The organism is Streptomyces cyslabdanicus (assembly GCF_052663305.1).
The window spans coordinates 124,404-142,428 of the sequence record NZ_JBQRUW010000012.1 but is presented as its reverse complement, the minus strand read 5'-3'; the positions used below and the strand labels follow the sequence as shown (position 1 = coordinate 142,428).

General features: G+C 70.4%; 18 protein-coding genes, 1 pseudogene and 1 riboswitch. Of the genes and pseudogenes, 9 read left to right on the top strand and 10 right to left on the bottom strand.

Going from position 1 to position 18,025, the window contains the following annotated elements; all coding sequences use genetic code 11:
- Window positions 1-11: 11 nt before the first annotated feature.
- Together ACTYVM_RS09130 and ACTYVM_RS09125 are read left to right on the top strand one after the other, a co-directional pair.
- Window positions 12-827: a glycosyltransferase family 2 protein gene (locus tag ACTYVM_RS09130; protein ID WP_445525395.1), complete on the top strand. Its 816-nt coding sequence runs from the start codon at window positions 12-14 to the stop codon at window positions 825-827.
- A gap of 49 nt (window positions 828-876) precedes the next feature.
- On the top strand, window positions 877-2,391 hold the full coding sequence (locus ACTYVM_RS09125; RefSeq protein WP_445525394.1) for a glycosyltransferase: 1,515 nt from the start codon (window positions 877-879) through the stop codon (window positions 2,389-2,391).
- 35 nt (window positions 2,392-2,426) lie between these two features.
- Here the strand turns inward: ACTYVM_RS09125 and ACTYVM_RS09120 are convergent, their stop codons facing one another.
- The 4 genes from ACTYVM_RS09120 to ACTYVM_RS09105 all read right to left on the bottom strand — a co-directional run bounded on the left by ACTYVM_RS09120 (window position 2,427) and on the right by ACTYVM_RS09105 (window position 7,322).
- Window positions 2,427-3,269 (bottom strand): ParB/RepB/Spo0J family partition protein, encoded by an 843-nt coding sequence (locus ACTYVM_RS09120; RefSeq protein ID WP_445525393.1) that lies wholly within the window; start codon window positions 3,267-3,269, stop codon window positions 2,427-2,429.
- A gap of 641 nt (window positions 3,270-3,910) precedes the next feature.
- Window positions 3,911-5,023 carry an SDR family NAD(P)-dependent oxidoreductase gene (locus tag ACTYVM_RS09115; protein WP_445525392.1) on the bottom strand — a complete coding sequence of 371 codons (1,113 nt, stop codon included), beginning with the start codon at window positions 5,021-5,023 and terminating at the stop codon, window positions 3,911-3,913.
- 85 nt (window positions 5,024-5,108) lie between these two features.
- Window positions 5,109-6,044: an SDR family oxidoreductase gene (locus tag ACTYVM_RS09110; protein WP_445525391.1), complete on the bottom strand. Its 936-nt coding sequence runs from the start codon at window positions 6,042-6,044 to the stop codon at window positions 5,109-5,111.
- Between the two features lie 222 nt (window positions 6,045-6,266).
- Entirely contained in the window at window positions 6,267-7,322 is a 1,056-nt protein-coding gene (locus tag ACTYVM_RS09105; RefSeq protein WP_445525390.1) for a sulfite oxidase, read from the bottom strand.
- A gap of 128 nt (window positions 7,323-7,450) precedes the next feature.
- Between ACTYVM_RS09105 and thiI the strand changes: the two genes are divergently transcribed.
- Window positions 7,451-8,728, top strand: coding sequence for a tRNA uracil 4-sulfurtransferase ThiI (gene thiI, locus ACTYVM_RS09100; RefSeq protein ID WP_445525389.1), 1,278 nt, complete (start codon window positions 7,451-7,453; stop codon window positions 8,726-8,728).
- Between the two features lie 118 nt (window positions 8,729-8,846).
- Here the strand turns inward: thiI and ACTYVM_RS09095 are convergent, their stop codons facing one another.
- A complete protein-coding gene (locus tag ACTYVM_RS09095) occupies window positions 8,847-9,923 on the bottom strand; it encodes an enoyl-CoA hydratase/isomerase family protein (protein WP_445525388.1) in 1,077 nt (358 codons plus the stop codon).
- Window positions 9,920-10,099 (bottom strand): annotated as a pseudogene (locus tag ACTYVM_RS09090) (acyl-CoA dehydrogenase family protein); the annotation flags it as partial. The pseudogene ACTYVM_RS09090 and the gene ACTYVM_RS09095, both read right to left, overlap by 4 nt.
- Before the next feature lie 78 nt (window positions 10,100-10,177).
- Here ACTYVM_RS09090 and ACTYVM_RS09085 point away from each other — a divergent pair.
- Entirely contained in the window at window positions 10,178-11,098 is a 921-nt protein-coding gene (locus ACTYVM_RS09085; RefSeq protein ID WP_445525387.1) for a cobalamin-binding protein, read from the top strand.
- Window positions 11,099-11,186: 88 nt separating this feature from the next.
- Here the strand turns inward: ACTYVM_RS09085 and ACTYVM_RS09080 are convergent, their stop codons facing one another.
- Window positions 11,187-11,576, bottom strand: a complete 390-nt coding sequence (locus ACTYVM_RS09080; RefSeq protein ID WP_445525486.1) for a hypothetical protein — start codon at window positions 11,574-11,576, stop codon at window positions 11,187-11,189.
- Between the two features lie 69 nt (window positions 11,577-11,645).
- A riboswitch (cobalamin riboswitch) is annotated at window positions 11,646-11,768 on the bottom strand.
- Between the two features lie 77 nt (window positions 11,769-11,845).
- The gene (locus ACTYVM_RS09075) at window positions 11,846-12,628 is read right to left on the bottom strand and encodes an Fpg/Nei family DNA glycosylase (RefSeq protein ID WP_445525386.1); all 783 of its coding nucleotides are present in this window, start codon (window positions 12,626-12,628) and stop codon (window positions 11,846-11,848) included.
- A 165-nt stretch (window positions 12,629-12,793) separates the two neighbouring features.
- On the opposite strand from ACTYVM_RS09075, the gene ACTYVM_RS09070 reads away from it, so the two are divergent.
- Window positions 12,794-13,564 carry a maleylpyruvate isomerase N-terminal domain-containing protein gene (locus ACTYVM_RS09070; RefSeq protein ID WP_445525385.1) on the top strand — a complete coding sequence of 257 codons (771 nt, stop codon included), beginning with the start codon at window positions 12,794-12,796 and terminating at the stop codon, window positions 13,562-13,564.
- 55 nt (window positions 13,565-13,619) lie between these two features.
- Window positions 13,620-14,267 (top strand): hypothetical protein, encoded by a 648-nt coding sequence (locus tag ACTYVM_RS09065; RefSeq protein WP_445525384.1) that lies wholly within the window; start codon window positions 13,620-13,622, stop codon window positions 14,265-14,267.
- Between the two features lie 5 nt (window positions 14,268-14,272).
- On the opposite strand, the gene ACTYVM_RS09060 is transcribed toward ACTYVM_RS09065, so the two are convergent.
- Entirely contained in the window at window positions 14,273-14,455 is a 183-nt protein-coding gene (locus ACTYVM_RS09060; protein WP_445525383.1) for a DUF397 domain-containing protein, read from the bottom strand.
- Complete coding sequence (locus ACTYVM_RS09055; RefSeq protein ID WP_445525382.1) at window positions 14,452-15,273, bottom strand: helix-turn-helix domain-containing protein; 822 nt, start codon at window positions 15,271-15,273, stop codon at window positions 14,452-14,454. Before ACTYVM_RS09055 ends, ACTYVM_RS09060 begins: the two co-directional genes overlap by 4 nt.
- A 148-nt stretch (window positions 15,274-15,421) precedes the next feature.
- Here ACTYVM_RS09055 and ACTYVM_RS09050 point away from each other — a divergent pair, with 148 nt between their 5' ends.
- The 3 genes from ACTYVM_RS09050 (at window position 15,422) to ACTYVM_RS09040 (ending at window position 17,918) form a co-directional block, all read left to right on the top strand.
- Window positions 15,422-16,282, top strand: coding sequence for an SAM-dependent methyltransferase (locus tag ACTYVM_RS09050; RefSeq protein ID WP_445525381.1), 861 nt, complete (start codon window positions 15,422-15,424; stop codon window positions 16,280-16,282).
- Between the two features lie 137 nt (window positions 16,283-16,419).
- Window positions 16,420-17,586 (top strand): tyrosine-type recombinase/integrase, encoded by a 1,167-nt coding sequence (locus ACTYVM_RS09045; protein WP_445525380.1) that lies wholly within the window; start codon window positions 16,420-16,422, stop codon window positions 17,584-17,586.
- Complete coding sequence (locus ACTYVM_RS09040; RefSeq protein ID WP_445525379.1) at window positions 17,583-17,918, top strand: helix-turn-helix domain-containing protein; 336 nt, start codon at window positions 17,583-17,585, stop codon at window positions 17,916-17,918. Before ACTYVM_RS09045 ends, ACTYVM_RS09040 begins: the two co-directional genes overlap by 4 nt.
- The last annotated feature ends 107 nt before the right edge of the window (window positions 17,919-18,025 follow it).

Sequence of the window (18,025 nt, the reverse complement as noted above, 5' to 3'; positions counted from 1 at the left end):
AAGGAGACTCGGTGGCCCCATCTGGGAACGTTCCGGCAGCGGTTACGGTCATCCTCCCGCACCACGACTGCGCGGAGTACCTGAGTTCGGCGGTGGGCTCCGTCCTCGCCCAGGACCGCCCGGACCTCCGCCTGACGGTCGTCGACGACTGCACGCCCGGCGAGGAGTGGGTCTCGGGCCTTCTCCCGTACGCGGGCGATCGTCGGCTGACCGTGCTGCGCACGTCCGTGAACGTCGGTCACCTGCGCATCAAGAACAAGGTGCTGGAGACCGTGACCACCCCGTACGTGGCCTTCCAGGACGCCGACGACATGAGCCTGCCCGGCCGTCTGCGTCATCAACTCGCCCTGTTGGAAAGGGACGGAGCCGACCTGGTGGGCTGCGCCTACGAGTACATCGACGACGTGGGCCGCACGACCGGGCGGCGTCGGATGCCCCGCAACGGCAACCTCTGGATGCGACTGGGCAGGTCCACCGTGGTGCTGCATCCGTCCTCGGTGGTCCGCAGCACGGTGCTCAGGGCGCTGGGAGGCTTCGACGGCACGGCCCGGCTCGGTGCCGACACCGACTTCCACCTCAGGGTGGCCCGTCTATACCGGCTGCGCAGCGTACGCAAGGTGCTCTACCGGTACCGGATCTGGCCCAAGTCGCTCACGCAGGCCCCGGACACCGGCTTCGGGTCGGCGGAACGCCTGGCCTACACCAAGGCCATGAACGCCCAGGAACGGCGACGACGGCAGGCGCGTACCCGGGCCGAGCTGATGCCCCTGCTGGTCGCCCCGCCCAATGACGTCGACTTCGCCCTGACGCCGGTCGACATCCGCTGATGGCACGGAACACGAGCGGCGTGCGTGGCACGTCAGAGACGAGGAGGCCGTGGACGACGTGATGTTCCCCCGCTTCGGTGTCGTGGTGGTGGCCCGCGAGGGCGATGCGGAACGCGCGGTGCGCAGTCTCCTGCGCCAGTCGACGCCGGCAGCCCGGATCACCGTGGTCACGGCAACAGCCGGCGGCGCTCCGGGCGTGAAGGCCGACCGCGGGGTGCGGACCGTCGGATGTGCCCCGGAGGAGCTCGGTGCCGCGTGCGTGGAGGCGGCCCTCGCCACGGATGCCGAATACGTCGCCTTCCTCGACGGAGGTGACGAAGCCCTTCCCGACTGGCTGTGGCACCTGTCCCGGGCGGCCCACGACGGAGCAGGTGACGCCGGCGAACCGGTCGGCCTGCTCCAGTGCGGCGTGCTGCGCCTGCGGGCCGACGGACTGGTCGACGGGACAGTCCTGCCGCCCGCTACACCCGGTACCCGTCCGGTACCCGCCGACCTCGCCGACGGTGTCCACGCGGTCCGGCGTGACCTGCTGGGGCCGGGCAAGGACGAAGCCTCGGTGGCGGTCACCGTGCCTCTGCTCCTGGTCCGCCGCCGGGCCGGCGGCTCGGACGTGGCAGTCCACGCACCCGGCGCGCGGGTCATTCGCGGTTCCCGGCCGACCCGCGGCACCCACCGGCCTGCCGCCGACCGGCGCCCCCGTGACGGCAGCGCTCCCGAGCTGGTTTCGGTGGTGATCCCGGTACGCAACGGGGCCCGCACACTCGGCGCCCAACTGCGCGCCCTGGCGGGCCAGACCGCCACGGTTCCGTGGGAGGTGCTGGTCGTCGACAACGGCTCGACGGATGCCACCCGTCAGGTGGCCGAAGGGGCCCGCGGCATGCTGCCGGGCCTGCGCGTCGTCGACGCCTCCGGCCGCGCCGGGGAGAGCTGCGCCCGCAACCGGGGGATCGCCGAGGCGAAGGGCGACTTCGTCGCCTTCTGCGATGCCGACGACGTGGCGCATCCCGGCTGGCTGGCCGCTCTCGCGGAGGCCGCCAAGGAGGCTCACGTGGTGGGAGGCAGCCTGGAGACGGAGTTCCTCAGCCCGGGACATGGTGACGAACAACCGCTGCCGATGGACGCGCAGACGGACTTCCTGCCGTTCGCCAGAGGCGCCAACTGCGCCGCGTGGAAGGACGTACTGAGCGTGATCGGCGGGTGGAACGAGCACTACCGGGGCGGCGGCGAGGACATGGACCTCTCCTGGCGGGCCCATCTCTGCGGCTACCGCGTCGGCTACGCGGCCGAGGCGCGGATGCACTACCGGCTGCGTGACGAACTGTCCTCGCTGGCACGGCAGAAGTGGAATTACGGCAAGTCGGGTGCCCAGCTGTACGCCGAGTACAGGCACGCCGGCTACCAGCGGCGGCGCGCCCGCACGGTCGTCTTGAACTGGTGCTGGCTCCTCGTCCACGTGCCCGACCTCGCCCGCTCACCGCTCCTGCGGCGCCGCTGGGTCCGTTACGGAGCTCGTCTCGCCGGGTTCCTGGCAGGCAGTCTGCGACGGGGCGTCAGATATCTGTGAGGACCTGATGAGGACGCCGGTCCCCGCGCCTGTTCTCATGTCGCGCCGGCCGGACGGCCGGACTCCAGGTACCGCACGAAGGAGGACCAGTCCTCGGCGCAGGCCCGGGCCAGCGCCAGCACCGCGTCGACTCCGTGCGGGGGAACGGACCGGGCCAGGCGTTCCCACTCGTCCGCCCCCACGCAGTGGGCGGCCAGCATCCGCAGCACCGCGCGACCTGTCTCGGTCTGCCGCAGCGAGGGGTCACGCGCCAGCCGGGCGATGGTGCGTTGCCTCTCCTGGGCCTTGAGGCGTGCCGGACGGGGCTCGGCCGGGGGCGGTGACGAGGTGCCGGGGTCTTTCGACCGTCGCTGCTTCGGTGGCAGGGGGTCGGCTCCCCGCAGCACACGCAGCTTGACGTCCCGGGCGGTTCCGACCGAGATTCCCGCTGCCCGGGAGATCTCCCGCAGGGACAGGCCGGGATTCTCCCGTAACAGCGCCGCCGCCCGGGAACGGCCCTCGCTGATCTCCTGCGGGCGTACCCGTTCGTCGCACCCGACACGCCTGCTCGCGGACAGTGCCCCCGGGGCCGAGTTCCTGAGTGAGGCGACTGTCTTGCCGGACAGGCCGCTCGCCCGGGCGATACGCCGGTCGGACCAGGTCGGGTAGCTCCGCATGATGCGCTGCGCAGCGGCGATCCGGTCGCCACGCGACAACGGCAGCCCGTACTCCACGTTGAGCTTCACGGCCAGCAGGAACACTTCGTCGTCCCGGCCGTCGACAAGCCTGGCCCTGATGTACTTGTCGCCGCGCAGTCTGGCGGCGCACCACCGATGCACACCGTCGATCACCCGCATGGTCTGCCGGTGCACCACGATGGGCGGCGCCTCGGAACCCACCTCGTAAAGTATCTTGAGATGCTCCGAGTCCACTCCGGCGGACCGCGGGAAAATGGCGGCGTCCTGCTCCAACGCCGTCACCGGAATCAGGTCGACCGGCACCGCCGAGAGCTCGATTTCGTTCCGGTCTGCCGCATTGGCGAATGCTCCGGAGAGTGTCACTGAAGACGTCACAGACGGGGCGCTCTCATGGCTTGACGCATCCGATGGAATTGCCGTCGCCCGAGTACAGGTCTGGTCCGGCTCCGCTCCAAGCACTGCCGCTTCGGTGACTTCCCCCGTCGCCACGCCTTCCCACACCTCCGGAACGTGGATTTTCAGCTGATACCGGCCGTGCGCAACGCGTCGCTGAGCGCCAACGGCCGGAGGAGCGTGGATTTCCGAGGGGTGTGATATCCAAAAGGGCCGGTCAGGCGACTTGAACAGCCGCAATTCCGACGCCCGCCCGGACCACCTTGTCCCCCTCACGCGTCACTGTTGTGACACAGCCGGCCGAGATCTCGAGCACACTATCCCCGGCCATTGGTTCAGGTCAATGCGGTCTCCCGCGCACCACAGGCCCTGCCATGACTTTTCGGCCACACTGGACGACAGCCATTCCTTGAAGATTTCGCAATACGCACACCGCTTCCCGACTCCTTTCAGACCGGCTGGGAACCGGCGTGTCCCATGGCCCGGTCCACCGCCATGTCCGAGCAGAGTCGGCGCATGGCGTCGACGATGCCGCTGTCCTCGCCCCACGCGTCGAGGTCAAGGCATTCCCTGGAGTTCAACGGCGGTACGGGCACCTCCATGATCTTCGGGTGAACGTGCCGTACGACAGTCTCGGACGCCCCGATCAGCGCTTCCGTGACTTTCTCACCCGGCCGCAGACCGACGTACTGGATGGAGAGTTCGGAGCCCGAAAGTCCTATGAGCCTCTGGGCCAGGTCAAGGATCCGGACCTGCTCGCCCATGTCCAGCACCAGGGCGTGGCCAACGCTGCCCATGACCGCGGACTGGATCACCAGTTCGACAGCTTCCTCGACGGTCATCAGGTACCGCGTCGCCTCGGGGTGGGTGACCGTCAGCGGCCTACCCTCGGCTATCTGCCGGGCGAACACGTCGAGGAACGCCCCCTGGCACCCGAGCACGTTCCCGAACCGGACACTCACGTAGGGCCGGCCCACCTCGATCGCGGCCGCCGCGGTGAGCCCCTCGGCGATGCGTTTGGAGTATCCGAGCACGCCCACCGGATCGACGGCTTTGTCGGTCGAGATGTTCACCAGGAACTCCACGTCGGCGGTGAGCGCGGCCTGGAGCACCGCCTGTGTACCGAAGACGTTCGTCTTCAGCGCTTCGCCGGGAAACTCCTCGAGCATCGGAACCCATTTCAGTGCCGCCGCGTGGAAGACGATGTCCGGCCGCTGGTCGCGGAACAACCGGACGAGCGCTCGTGTATCCCGAATGTCGGCGAGAAGGACGGATGACCGCGCTTGGGCATTGTCCTGAATACTCGAAACCGCCAGGTGGAGCGCGGTCTCGTTGCGATCGAGCAGCAAAAGGCGCTCGGGCGCCCAGCGACTCAACTGCCGGCACAGTTCGGATCCGATGTAACCACCGGCACCCGTGACGAGGATCCGGCGCCCGCGCAGGTATCCCGCACTGCTCTCGAGACCCGTGCGAATTTCCGATCGTCCCAGGATTCTCGCGATGTCGGGCGCCGCACGACCACCAAGAGGATCCGCGTCACGCGCTGCAACGTTCTCAAGCATGCAGCACCCTTCCATTGTTCGTGATCGTCACGACTTTCACATCGGCGGAACGCAGCGGCCGGGACGCTACCGGTTGGTCAGGCAATCAGTCGAGTCTCGTCCGACGTTCTCGGGGGGTCGGCGCAAGATCCGCGGCCGTCCCGGCCGAGGTGTTCAACCGCCGACTTTCCGCACTTGAACACGGCGTCCGCGGGCCGGACCGCACAGCAAGGAATTCGTGGGCACCGCGCAGACGCGTCCGAAGTCCGGACCGGGTGGCGCGGCACACGAGGCGGATGTCGAGGTCTCCGGGCGGCGCCACGTCGCTCCGCAGGCCCGGGGCAAGGCGGTCCGGGTCCAGACCGTCGCGCCGGGCGATGAGGACCCCCAGGTCGTGACGGTTGAGCGCATCGGGCCCCGCCACGTGGAACACTCCGGGCGCGCCCGACTCCGTGATCTCCAGAAGCGCGGCCGCCAGGTCCTCGACGTGGACGGGGCAACGGGTGTCATCCGTGAACAGCACGCCGGTACGCGTGCCGGCGGCCAGGGCGTGCACGGCCCGTTCATGGGCGGACCGGCCGTGCCCGATGATCAGCGACGTGCGCACCACGGCCGCGTCGGGGAGAAACACCCTCACGGCCGTCTCCGCCGCGGCCTTCGCGGCGCCGTACGGACTGACCGGGTCGGGAAGCGCGTCCTCGCCGTAGTGCACGTCCGCGCCGGAGAACACGGCGTCGCTGGAGACATGGACCAGTCGGCACCCCCTGTTCGCCACGGCGTGGGCGACGTGGGCCGCGCCGTCGGCCGTCACCGCCCAGTCGGCCTGGCCGTTCGACGCGTTGATGACGGCGTCCGGAGCCACGTCGGCGAGTACGTCCTCGAAGCGGAGGGGGTGACGGAGGTCGACGCGGTACCAGTCGACGGCCGGCCCACTTCCCGGGCCCGACCTGTGGGTGGCCGCCGCCGTCCAGCCCCGGCCCACGATCTGACGGACCAGTTCCTGCCCCAGAAACCCGCTTCCGCCAACGACGAGAACCCTCATGCGTCACCCCCGAGCCCTGGCCTCCGGTCGGCAGATGCTAGCGACACCACGCTCCCTTGTGCAGTGGTGAACCCGGGGCGTTCCTTGAGCCGTTGTCACCTGGGGAACCGGCTCGTAGGCTGGGTCCCGCGGGTCGGGCAAGGGCTGGGCGTCCCTCCCCGCGCAGCCTCGACGTGAGGTGGGAAGAGGCTCATTCCTTGAGGGTGAGGGTCTTCCGGTTCCTCAGGGACGACATGTGAGGCGCAGGTGCGCCGCGGCGTTGTTGGCGTATCCCCTGGGGTTCCAGACGGTCGCCGGGGATTCGGCCTGCACGGCCGCGGTGGAGTCCCAGGCGCGTGCGACAAGTTCGGCCTCGCCGGCGGGCAGGGTGACCGTGGCGCGCCAGTGCTGCCAGGTCCAGGGATTCTCCGGGGGGTCGAGATCCGCGGGGTTCCAGGTGCGGCCGTGGTCGGCGGAGACGTCCACGCGTGCCACGGTTCGGTCGTCCCCGGCGAAGGCGAACCCCGCGACCTCGGTCGGTCCGGAGGGCGGGTGGTCGTTCCTGCCGGGCCGCAGGATGGCGCAGTGGAGGGCGACCGGGCCGAGGGTGATGCCGTCGCCCGGTCGGGCGGCCTCGGGGTCCGCCTCGGGGGGCAGGACGCTGTACTCGGCCTGGAAGTAGTTGTCGGTCGGTTCGGCCTGTGCGGTGATGCGATGGAGCCATTTGACGCTGCGGGCGCCGATCCAGCCCGGAACGATCACGCGCAGGGGAGCGCCGTGCGCGGCGGGCAGCGGCTGACCGTTCATGGCCCAGGCCAGGAGCACCTCGCTGGAGGTCGCCTTGGCCACCGGTACGGAGCCGCCGAAGGGCTGGGGTGGGGCGGCCTGCTGTGACACGTCGGCGCCGGTGAAGGCGATGTGGGCCGCTTCCGGCCGCACTCCGGCCCTGGCCAGTACCTCTGCCAGGCTCACCCCGCTCCACCTCGCGGTGGAGACGGCTCCTGGGCCCCAGGGGACCTGACCGGGTATGTCCCTGACCTCGATGAGATCGGCGCGGCGGTTGCCGGCGCACTGCAGCGTCGCCACCTCGGTCCGCTCGGGAAAGCGGCGCAGATCGTCCATCGACAACTCCAGGGGACGATCGACCAGACCTTCCACCCGCAGCCGCCAGTTCGCGGAGTCGACGTGGGGGATCGGCGCGTGGTTGCGGCTGTAGAAGGCGTCCAGGGAGGTGATCCGGGCCGCGAGAGCACCGGGGGGCGTTTCGGCGTTGTAGGGCTCGTTTTGATGTACGAGCATTTCATCGCATTTACCCCATTCATTCATGAGGCCAATGTCCATCACGTCGGACACGGACGCCAGCCCGCTTGCCACGACGCCACCCGGGTGAGAATCGCCAAGGGGGGACATCTGAGAGGCTCACCCCCATGTCCGACGAACTACGAGTACCCGATCCCCGGGACTCCTCCGGCGCCGCGCCCACCTCCTACGGCCCGTGCGTGCTGCTCAAGCACGGCGAGGTGTTCCTCAAGGGCCGCAACCGCCACCGCTTCACCGAGCGGCTGCACGACAACCTGCGCGTCGCCCTGCGCGGCGTCGGCGGCTCGACCTGGATCAAGACCGTGCAGAGCGTCACCGTGCTGGGAGGGCAGGTCCCCGTCGAGGCCCTGGTGGAGCGGGCCCGGCGGGTCGTCGGCTTCAACACCGTCGAGCCGGCCGTCCGGGTGCCCAGCACGCTCGACGGCGTCACGGAGGCGGCGATCGACGCCCTGCGTGCCGTGAGCGGCGAGCGCCGGGGGCTCCGCTTCGCCGTGCGGGTGCGTCGGCGGGACAAGCAGTTCCCGCTGACCTCCTCCCGTATGGAAGTGCTCCTGGGGTCCCGAGTACTCGCCGCCGTGCCCGCGCTGACGGTCGACCTCACCACGCCCGACGTGACACTGCACGTCGCGATCGACCGCAAGGAGACGTACCTCTCCTGCGAACGCCTCCCCGGTCTGAGCGGGCTGCCCGTCGGGACCAGCGGGCGGGCCCTGGTCCTGCTCTCGGGCGGCTACGACTCCCCCGTCGCCGCCCTCCGGGCCATGCGGCGCGGACTGGCGTGCGACTTCGTGCACTTCAACGGCGCTCCCTACACGAACCCGTCGTCCGTGTACAAGGCGTACGCCCTGGCCCGTGAGCTGAACCGCTACCAGCCGCCCGGCGCCCTGCACGTCGTCGCGCTCGGCAAGGCGCAGAAGCAGCTCGCCGTGGCAGGGGCCGGGCGGCTCCAGGTGGTCGCCCAGCGCCGGCTGATGGTGCGCACCGCCTCCGCGCTGGCGGACCGTATCGGCGCCCAGGCACTGGTGACGGGCGACAGCCTGGGGCAGGTCGCCAGTCAGACGCTGGCCAACCTGGTCGCGGTGGACGAGGCGGCGGCGCTGCCCGTCCTGCGTCCGCTGATCGGCTGGGAGAAGCAGGAGATCATCGACGAGGCACGGTCCATCGGCACCGCCGGCATCTCGGTCCTGCCCGACGAGGACTGCTGCAGCCTGCTCGCCCCTCCCCGGGTCAGCACCGGGGCGCGGCTGCCGCACCTGCGGTCGGTGGAGCGGCGCCTCGACCTGGAGGAGGTGGTCGAGGCGCTGCTCGCTTCCGTGCAGGTGCTCCGCCCCGGCATGGACGAGGAAGTGCCGGTCGCCGGCGACGGCTGCCCGGCACCTGCCTGACCGGGTGGTCGACGTGCCGCCGTCGGCTTGACCCGACGCGCACGGTGACCGCCCTGGACCAGGTCCACGGCCATGGGCGCGTCCATGTGCCCGGGTCCGAGCAGCGCGACGGTCCTGCTCACCAGGCCGCCTCCGCATCGGCGCCAGGGCCGGCGAGGCCCAGTTCACGGTCGCCGAGCGGGGCGAAGAAGCGGTTCACGTCGGCGTCGGTCACCTCGGCGAGGGTGTCGGGGGACCAGCGTGGGTCGCGGTCCTTGTCGATGACCTGAGCACGGATACCCTCCGCCAGGTCGGGGCTGCTCAGGGCGGCGCAGGAGACGCGGTACTCCTGGTCGAGGACCGGCTCCAGCGATCCGAGACGGCGGGCGCGGCGCACGGCGGCCAGGGCGACCTTCACAGCGGTCGGTGACCTGGTGAGCAGGGTTTCGGCCGCTTCCTTGGCGGCGGGCTCGCCGTGGTCGAGCAGCCGGCTCACGATGTCCTCGACCGTCGCGGCTGCGAAACAGGGGTCGATCCATTCCCTCTGCTCCTCCAACTCCCCTTGCGGCAACGGTCGGGCATGGCGCGCCAGCACCTCCCGTACGGGCGTGTCGGCCAGGTCGTCGATGAGGGCCGGCAGGGTCGCTGACGGCACGTAGTGGTCGGCGAGCCCGCAGAGCACCGCGTCGCCGGCGCCGATCTGCGCACCGGTCAGCGCGAGATGGGTGCCCAGTTCCCCAGGGGCGAGGGCCAGCAGATGGGTGCCGCCGACGTCGGGGACGAAGCCGATGCCGGTCTCCGGCATGGCGATCCGCGAGCGCTCGGTGACGATCCGGACGCTGCCGTGCGCGGAGACGCCGACGCCGCCGCCCATCACGATGCCGTCCATGAGGGCGACGTACGGCTTCGGATATCGGGCGATACGGGCGTTGAGGTGGTACTCGTCGCGCCAGAAGGCGGCCGAGGCGGTGCCGTCCCCGTCGCGGACGTCGTCGTGGATGGCGCGGATGTCACCGCCCGCACACAGGCCGCGCGCCCCCGCGCCGCTGATGACAACGGTCTCCACGGCCGGGTCGTGTTGCCAGGCCGTCAGCGCCGCGTCGATGCGGCGCACCATCTCGTGGGTGAGGGCGTTGAGGGCCTTCGGCCGGTTGAGGGTGATATGGGCGGCCCGTCCGTCGGTGTGGAACAGGACGGGTTCCTCGGCGGCGGTCATCCGAACGCCTCCGTCAGGCCGCGGGCCATGAGGACACGCATGATCTCGTCGGTTCCTTCCAGGATCTGTTGGACGCGCGGGTCACGGACGATCTTCTCAAGGCCGTACTCGCTGAGGTAGCCGTAACCGCCGTACAGTTGGAGCGCCCGGTCGGTGGCCGAGCAGCCGGTGCCGGTCGGTGCGATCACGCCGTGCAGGCCCTGCACGCCGGGCGCCGGAATCAGCGGATCCGCGAGGCCTCCTACAGTCGAGGTATGCGCATCGTCTCCCTGCTGCCCGCCGCGACCGACATCGTCGCCGAACTCGGCCTTTCGGAGCAGTTGGCCGGCCGCACCCACGAGTGCGACTGGCCGCCGCGCGAGGTCGCCTCGGTACCCGTGGTGACCGGGGCGGACCTGGACCAGGACGCGCTCACCAGCCGGGAGATCTCCGCCGCCGTCGGCGGGGCGGCGCACTCCGGTTCGTCGCTCTACACCCTGGACACCGAGGCCCTGGCCGCCCTGCGCCCCGACGTGGTGCTCACCCAGGATCTGTGCGACGTGTGCGCGGTGTCGTACGAGAAGGTCAGCCAGGCCGTGCGGCTGCTCGACGCCGGCACCCGGGTCCTCAGCCTGGAGCCGCGCACGCTCGACGACGTACTGGACTGCCTGGTCACCGTCGGCGACCTGCTCGGCGTGCGCGAACGCGCGCAGCGGCGCCGGGCCGCGCTGCGGGCCCGCCTCGACCGGGTCCGCGACGCGGTCGCCGGCCTCGGCCGGCCCCGGGTGGTGGCGATCGAGTGGCTCGACCCGCTGTGGCCCGCCGGGCACTGGGTGCCCGAGCAGATCACCACCGCCGGGGGCGAGCCGCTGCTCGCCGCGCCCGGCGAGCACACCGGGCCGACGACCTGGGAGGCGGTGCGCGCCGCGCGGCCGGACGTGATCCTCGTCCTGCCGTGCGGCTTCCCTCCCGAACGCACCCTGCGGGAAGCCGCGTTGCTCACCGGGCTGCCCGGCTGGACGGATCTGCCCGCCGTACGGTCCGGCCGCGTCTGGGTACTGGACGGGCCGTCCTACTTCAACCGGCCGGGACCTCGGGTGGTGCGCGGGGCGGAGGTGCTCGCCCAGGTCCTGCACGGCGTGCAGGCCGGCGAGGCGGTCACGTCGGCGGAGGCCCGGCCGTTCCCGGAGCGGTGACGAGGGACCGGTCGCCTCGCGTGGACGGGCCGCCCCGCGTGGACGTACGCGCCAGGGCGCGCGCGCGTCCTGGCACGCACGGGCCGCCTCAGGAGTCCGTGGGTCGCCGTGGCGGGGTGATGGCGTACAGGCCGAGGATCTCCGGCAGGGGCGCCACACCCGGGCCGCCGTCCCGTACCCAGGCGACGATGTCCTCGGTACCGCCCTCGTCGTTGACGAGCCCGAGCCAGACCGGCCGCGCACCGGCCGCCCGGCCCGCGGAGGACGGCTGGACCACGATGACGTTCGCCTGCTCACACACGTCGAGGCAGTCGGAGATGCGCACCGGCACCTCCGCCCGCAGCCGCGCGGTCTGCGCCGCGTGGTCGACCCCGGGCACCTTGGGGCTGCCGCAGCAGCAGTCGCGGCACACGACGACCCGGCACGGCACCGAACCGCTCCCCGCCACGGCACCGCCCGGCGCCTCGTCCGTCGGCATTTCAGGCACGCCGCACCACTCCCCTCCCGGGGAGATCCGCCCCGGTGTCGCTCGAGGAGGCGACCGCGTGAGTCTCCTGGCTCCCGGGTCTTCGCTCGTCCCGCCTTCCCACCCCGGGCGGGGCGGTGGCATCCCGGAACTCGCTCACCGGTCACAGTGGCGGGACCGCGCCGGATTCACACCGGCTTCCTCGGACCGCCGTCGCCTTATGTCGCCGGTCATCATCCCATGATCGGTTCCGCCCGCCCCTCCGCACCGGCCGGCGTCGCTCATCCCTGGCACCGCGGGCACCAGACCGTACGGCGTCCGCCGACGCGGTGGGAGCTCAGGAGCCACCCGCAGCGGGGACACATCGGATCCCTGTCGTCCCTGTGCCCGGTGAGCCAGGAGGGCCTCGACGGCACGCACCCGGCACGCACGGATGTCTCAAGGACCCGCCGCATTCGCGCACGGACACGCCGAACCTCGGTCTCGCTCAGGTCCCGCGCCGGGGTCCGAGGAGCCACCCTGGCCCGCCAGAGGATCTCGTCGCACAGGAGGTTCCCGAGGCCCGCGATCACGGACTGGTCCATCAGCGCGCTCTTGACGGCACGCCGTCGTCCCGACAGCAGCTCCCGGAACTCCGCTCCGCGCACGGTGAGGGCATCGGGACCCAGACCGTCGGTGATGCGCTCGACCTCCGTGTCGTCGACCAACCGCACGCCCTGGAGCTTGCGTTGATCGCGGTAGCGCAGTTGCCGGGAGTCGTCGAGCGTCAGCAGGATGCGGTCGTGCCGTTCGACCGGTTCGTCCGGGGAACAGCACCGAAGCGACCCCGTCATGCCGAAGTGCCACACCAGTGTGGGACCGTCGTGATCCGTCGGCACGAACAACCACTTGCCGTGCCGCCACGCCTCCCCCAGACACCTGCCCTTCAGTTCCCTCCGCAGCCGCTGCGCGCTGACACCCCGCAGCACCCCGGCGTCCCGCACCTCGACGTCCGTGACACGCCGGTGCCCGCCGCAGGCCATCAGCACCTCGCGGAATCCCTCGACATCCGGCAGTTCGGGCATGCGTGCGTCCGGGCTCCTGGTCGTACGGTCATCGGACCGCCGTACGCGGCGACGAGTACCCGTGAAGGGCGAGCCCACGCGCTCGGCACCGTGCTCCGGGGCCTCATGCCTCCGATCGGACGCGAGCCGGTTTGACGGACGGCCCGACCGGGACACCCATGGCACGTGATCCCGTCCAAGGTCGACGAAACGCTCCCGGAACTGGCGCCCTTCGTCCACGCCGTGCAGGGCCGAAGGCCCGACGACGGCACGTGGTGCGAGGCGTGGACGGTGCGTGACGTCCTGGTCCACCAGACGGGGAACGCCGAGGAACTGGCCCGGGTGCTACGAGCTTTCCTCGCGGGCACACCCGTGGAGACCAGGAGCTTCGAGCGTGAGGCTCCCTACCGGCGGATGTCGGACGCCGAGCTCTGGGCGGCGTTCATGACCAACTGCGAACAGCTCACCGAGATCACCGCGGCCGCCGCGCGGGCCCTGTCCCCGGACACCGAGGTCATGTGGACCGGCCGTTGCGTGAAGGTCCCCTTCTTCGCGGAACACATGCGTGAGGAACTGATCCTCCACCGCTGGGACCTGACCGGCGACGACCGGACGGCCGTGGAGTCCCTGACCGAGCCGTGGATGACCGAGCACAGCGTGGTGTCGGTCGGCCGGCCCCTGCTGGTCCGGGGCCGCGCCGGTCTGGACCTCGGGGCCGAGGGGCAGGTCGAGGGCCGCCTGCGCACTCCGGGCACGGACGACGTCGTGGTGACCGCGGACGCGGAGGGCGGCACCGTCCGGTTCGCCGCCCCCGAGGGCCCGGCCACGATCGAAAGCGACGCGGCGACACGCGTCCTGCTCCTGTGGGGCCGCCGCCCCGCCGACCCCACCCGCTGGCACAGCACCGCGGGCCCGGAGGCGTTGCGCAGGGTACGGACCCTCCTTGGCGGCTACTGAGCCGTCGTCGCGTGTGGCTGCGACGGCGGGGCAACTCCTCGTAGGGTGGACCGTCATGGCCGAGTCTCACCCGCTGCTGGGCATGTTCCTCCATGCTGCCGACGGACGCTTCCCGCCTGCGGACGGCCGCGTGACCGTTCTTCCCCCTCTGCCGGGTGGGCTGGAGTGCTCGGTCGCCTTCACCGGGCACGCCGTGATCGCCACCGCCCTGTCCGCTTCCGATGTCCGGGCTCAAGGAGCCGACGGTTTCGGGGCTTCCATGGCTCCGGATTTCCTGCGTTACCTCGCAGGTCGCGAGGGGTGGATCGACAGCGTCGACGTGACACTCGTCGCGCGTGGCGTGCCGGCCCCTCACCGCCTGCCCGAACGTCTTGATGTCGATGACCACCCGCGTGTTCGTCGTGCTCGGGCTTTGCGTACCGACGTTCGTGTCCACGGAGATGAACGGGGCCTTGTCACACTGGCCGGCGGCCTGGCTGGACGACGCGAGACAAGCATCGAACTCAACCACACCGGCAGCAGTGGGGCTGGGCTCGGTCGCTCCCTGCTGGGTGACGCGCTCACCCTGGTCCCCGCCGGTGAGCCGGTCTTCGCCGCTGTCGCCCCGGGCAACGCACGATCCCTTCGGGCTTTCCTCGCAGCGGGCTACAGCCCCCTGGGCAGCGAGGTCCTCATCCGTCCCAGACGGCCGACCTCAGGGTAGACGCACTACACCACGAGACCGAGGAAATCCGCCCACGCCGGGGAGGCGACCTCGAACCGCGGTCCGTCAGCCTGCTTGGAGTCGCGTACGTGCACGGCTCCGGGGGCGTGGGCGACTTCCACGCAGTCGTCACCCTCGGATCCGCTGTAGCTGCTCTTGAACCAATGCAGTTCACCGGCGGTGTTCATAGAGCCCCTCTCATCCTCTGCAACAACTCCACCGAGTCCACTGGGGACAGGGCCTGCGATCGCATCTTGGCATACCGCATCTGCATGACACTCGTCGCTTCCCGGTCGGAAACCAGTTGCCCCGTCTTCTGCCCCTCCGAATACCCCAACCACTGGCGCTCCGGGGTCTCCAGGAGCCGCATGGGTCCGTCCGTGCCGGCGTGGTGCGGCTGCCGCAACGGCATGATCTGCACCTCCACGTTCCACAGTTCCGTACAGACGAGCAGGTGGTCGAGCAGTTCCCGGGTGACGTCCTCACCTCCCGTGTGCCGCAGCAGTACCGACTCCTCGACAATGAAACTGAACGCGACCGGCGGCTTGCGCGTCAACAGTTCCTGCCGGGCCAGGCGGGCGGCAATCCGCTCCTCCAGTTGCTCCTCCGTAGGCGGAGGTGGCACGTTGAGCATCACCGCGCGCGTGTAGGCCTCAGTCTGGAGCAACCCCGGCACGACCCGGCACTCGTACGTGCACAGGCTGACCGCCGTCTCCTCCAGCTGGGCCCACTCCCGGAACCAGACCGCCAGCCCCCGCTGACGGCCCACGTGCCGGGCCACGGCCCGCAGCACACCGAACGACTCCAGTGTCTCCTCCGCCCGCTCGACGAAGTGCGCGGTGGGCATCCGCCGGCCCTGCTCCACCGAAGCGACCGAGGCATGCGAGTAGTTGAGCCGTTCGGCGAGCTGTTCCTGCGTCAGCAGGGCCCGTTCACGGAAGACTTTCAGGGCCGCCCCGAACGCCTTCATACTGCCGGACGAATCAAGCGCACTGCCAGTTGCCATGGATGACGACCCCCTTGTCACACCCGAGTCACCTCTTGCGGCAGGAACAACGGTTCAACCCCGAGCGGAGGTTACTTGCCCGGTGCGGCTGGAAGCAGTACAGGACGGCTTGTACGGGCAGCACCACACCGCCGGAAGGAACTGACCTGTGACGGCACACTCCACATACGAGCACAGCTGGACGATCTACGGTCAACGCCAGTTGGACTACGGCTACTCGCCCCCGGTACCGGACCGCGTCGACTGGGGATTCGCGCCCGGCGAGGGCCCGGGAGCCGAGGTCCTCGGAGACATCCGAGGCAAACGGATCCTCGACGTGGGATCCGGTCCCGGACATCACGCCGTCCACCTGGCCCGCGAGTACGGCGCGCTGGTGGACGGCGTCGACCTGTCCCCCACCCAGCACCGGCGCGCCCTGAACGCTCACGGCAGCGAGCCCGGAGTCCGATTCGTCTGCGGCGACGTCGCCGAGCACCTGCGTCACGCGGAACCGTACGAGGCCGCCTACGGCATCCGCACCTTCGCCTGCGTCGACCCGCACCACCTGCTGCCGGCCCTGCGGGACGGGCTGGTCGACGGAGCGCCTCTCGTCTTCTCCGCTCTCCACACCGACGCCGACGCACAGGGGCCGTCCGACGAGGTGGTGCCACGGCGGGAGTTGATCCGGCTGCGCGACGGGGAGCCCATCCCCACCCGGATGTGGGTGCTCACTCCGCGCCTCTGGGAAGAGCTCCTGACCGAGTACGGCTTCCGGGTGGAAGGAATCGAACTCCTCACCGCACCGGGCCCCGACCATCCCGGAATCCTCCAGCTCGTCCGGGCCCGACGCCAGCGCACGCCCAGCCGCCCCCCTCTGACCAGTCGCCCACGGACCGCCCGACCGCCCGTACCCCACGCCGCGATCGGCGTCGGGGCCATCGTGTTCGGCGAACGGGGCCTGCTGCTGGGACGGCACCGGCACGGCACCTGGGAGCTAACTGGAGTACGGGCGGGTTCTTTGAGGGGCTGATCGGCGCGTCGTTCCATTTCAGCTGGCAGGAGGCTCGATGGGCTCCTACATCTGCCTCTCAGGATGTTGGGCCGTTCTCCTGAACTTCAGGACTCTCTGCTGTAATTTCAACGTCCGTGGCAGATCCCGGGACTCGCGTGCTCTCCCTCGTACCGCCTCCCAGCGAACCGTCGCCCGCAGAGGCGGAGTTGCTGGGAGGCGAGCCGGGGCTGAGCGACGTGCTGTTACTGCAGCGCCGGTACGCAGGCGGGGCGGACGAGGAAGACGAGCAGCTGTTCTTCATGGACGCGCTGGTCGAGTACCAGTGGGCGCGAGATGTGGCGGGCCTGGCGTCCTCCACCCTGGACGGGCTGACGAAGCCAGTGATCGAGGTGTGCGACCACTACGGTGTCGTGCCGTGGCGGCTGACGCCCCGCCACGTCGACGGGTACTTCGCCGGAGTCGGCAAACGCCAGGCACCGACGGTGCGATCGAAGCTGAACAGGATCGACCACTTCTTCGCATTCCTGGAGCAACGCTACGCGCACGAGATCTTCCAGCGGTTCGGGGCGGCGGTCGAGTCGCCGATCGATCCATTCAACCGACACGCACACCGCGGTGACTTCGGCCTTCGGGTGCCACCGTCGGCCCGGGCGGTCAACGAGTTCTTCGCTGGCTGGCGGCGGCAGCTGGCGCACGCCCGCAAGGAGGCGGTGGCGTGCAGGGACTACGTGATGGCGAAGTTGATCTACATCTCCGGAGTACGCGCCTCGGAGCTGTGCCAGATGCGCATGAAGGACCTGCACTGGGAGGCTGGCGACTTCGGGCGGTTCGTCGTCCAGGGCAAGGGCGCCCGAGGGTCGGGGCCGCGGCAGCGAGAGGCGTTTCTGTTCGCCGAGGGACGTGAGCTGCTGTGGTGGTACGTGGAGGAAGTCCGCGGGTTGTTCTCAGACGACCCGGAGCACCCTGAGTCGCCGGTCTGGCCCTCGGAGCGCCTGGCGCGAGATCTTGGCAGCATGCCGAACCCTGTCGGCCCGGCGGTGACAACGTCGACGCTACGGAAGGCCCTGGCGAGAGCCTCGGAGGTCCACCTGGCAGGTCCGGTCGAGCGGATCTTTCCTCATCTGCTTCGGCATGCTTGTGCCACACACCGTTACGAGGCGGGGATGTCGCTGTGGGAGGTGCAGAAGTTGCTCGGTCATGACTGGACGACGACCACGGTTCGGTACATTTTGTCCGCTCAGAGCGATCCAGAGATGGCTAGCCGACGTTCGTCGGCTCGGGCCGCACAACGACTGCGCGTGGACACGGGGGGTCTGTCGTGAAGTGGAACCTACGGTGGGCGGCGGCCAACCGAGGCATCTGGAGGCCCAGTGACCTGATGCCCATGTTCAAAGAAGTCGGCTTCACTCCGTCGATGTCGAAGGTCTCCGCGCTCTGGTCGGGCACACCGGTAACGGTGCGGTTGGACGACCTGGACCTGATCTGCGCTGCTCTTCAGTGCACGGTCGCGGACCTGCTCGTCGCCGAACCTGTAGCCGGGAAGACGCCGGTGGCCCAGGACGAGGGGCTCGCTACAGCTGCGGGCGAGTCGCCCAGGCCGGTGCCGCGCCGGTCCACCGGGGCGGGGCGGCCCAGGTCACTCCCACCGAACTGAGGTGACCCCAAGACGAAAGCGCCTGCCCTCGCTGGGGCAGTGCGCCGGCTGCCTCGGCTGGGGGCTGCGGGTCCAGTCACCGTTCTGCTCCCCCTGCCACCAGTGGC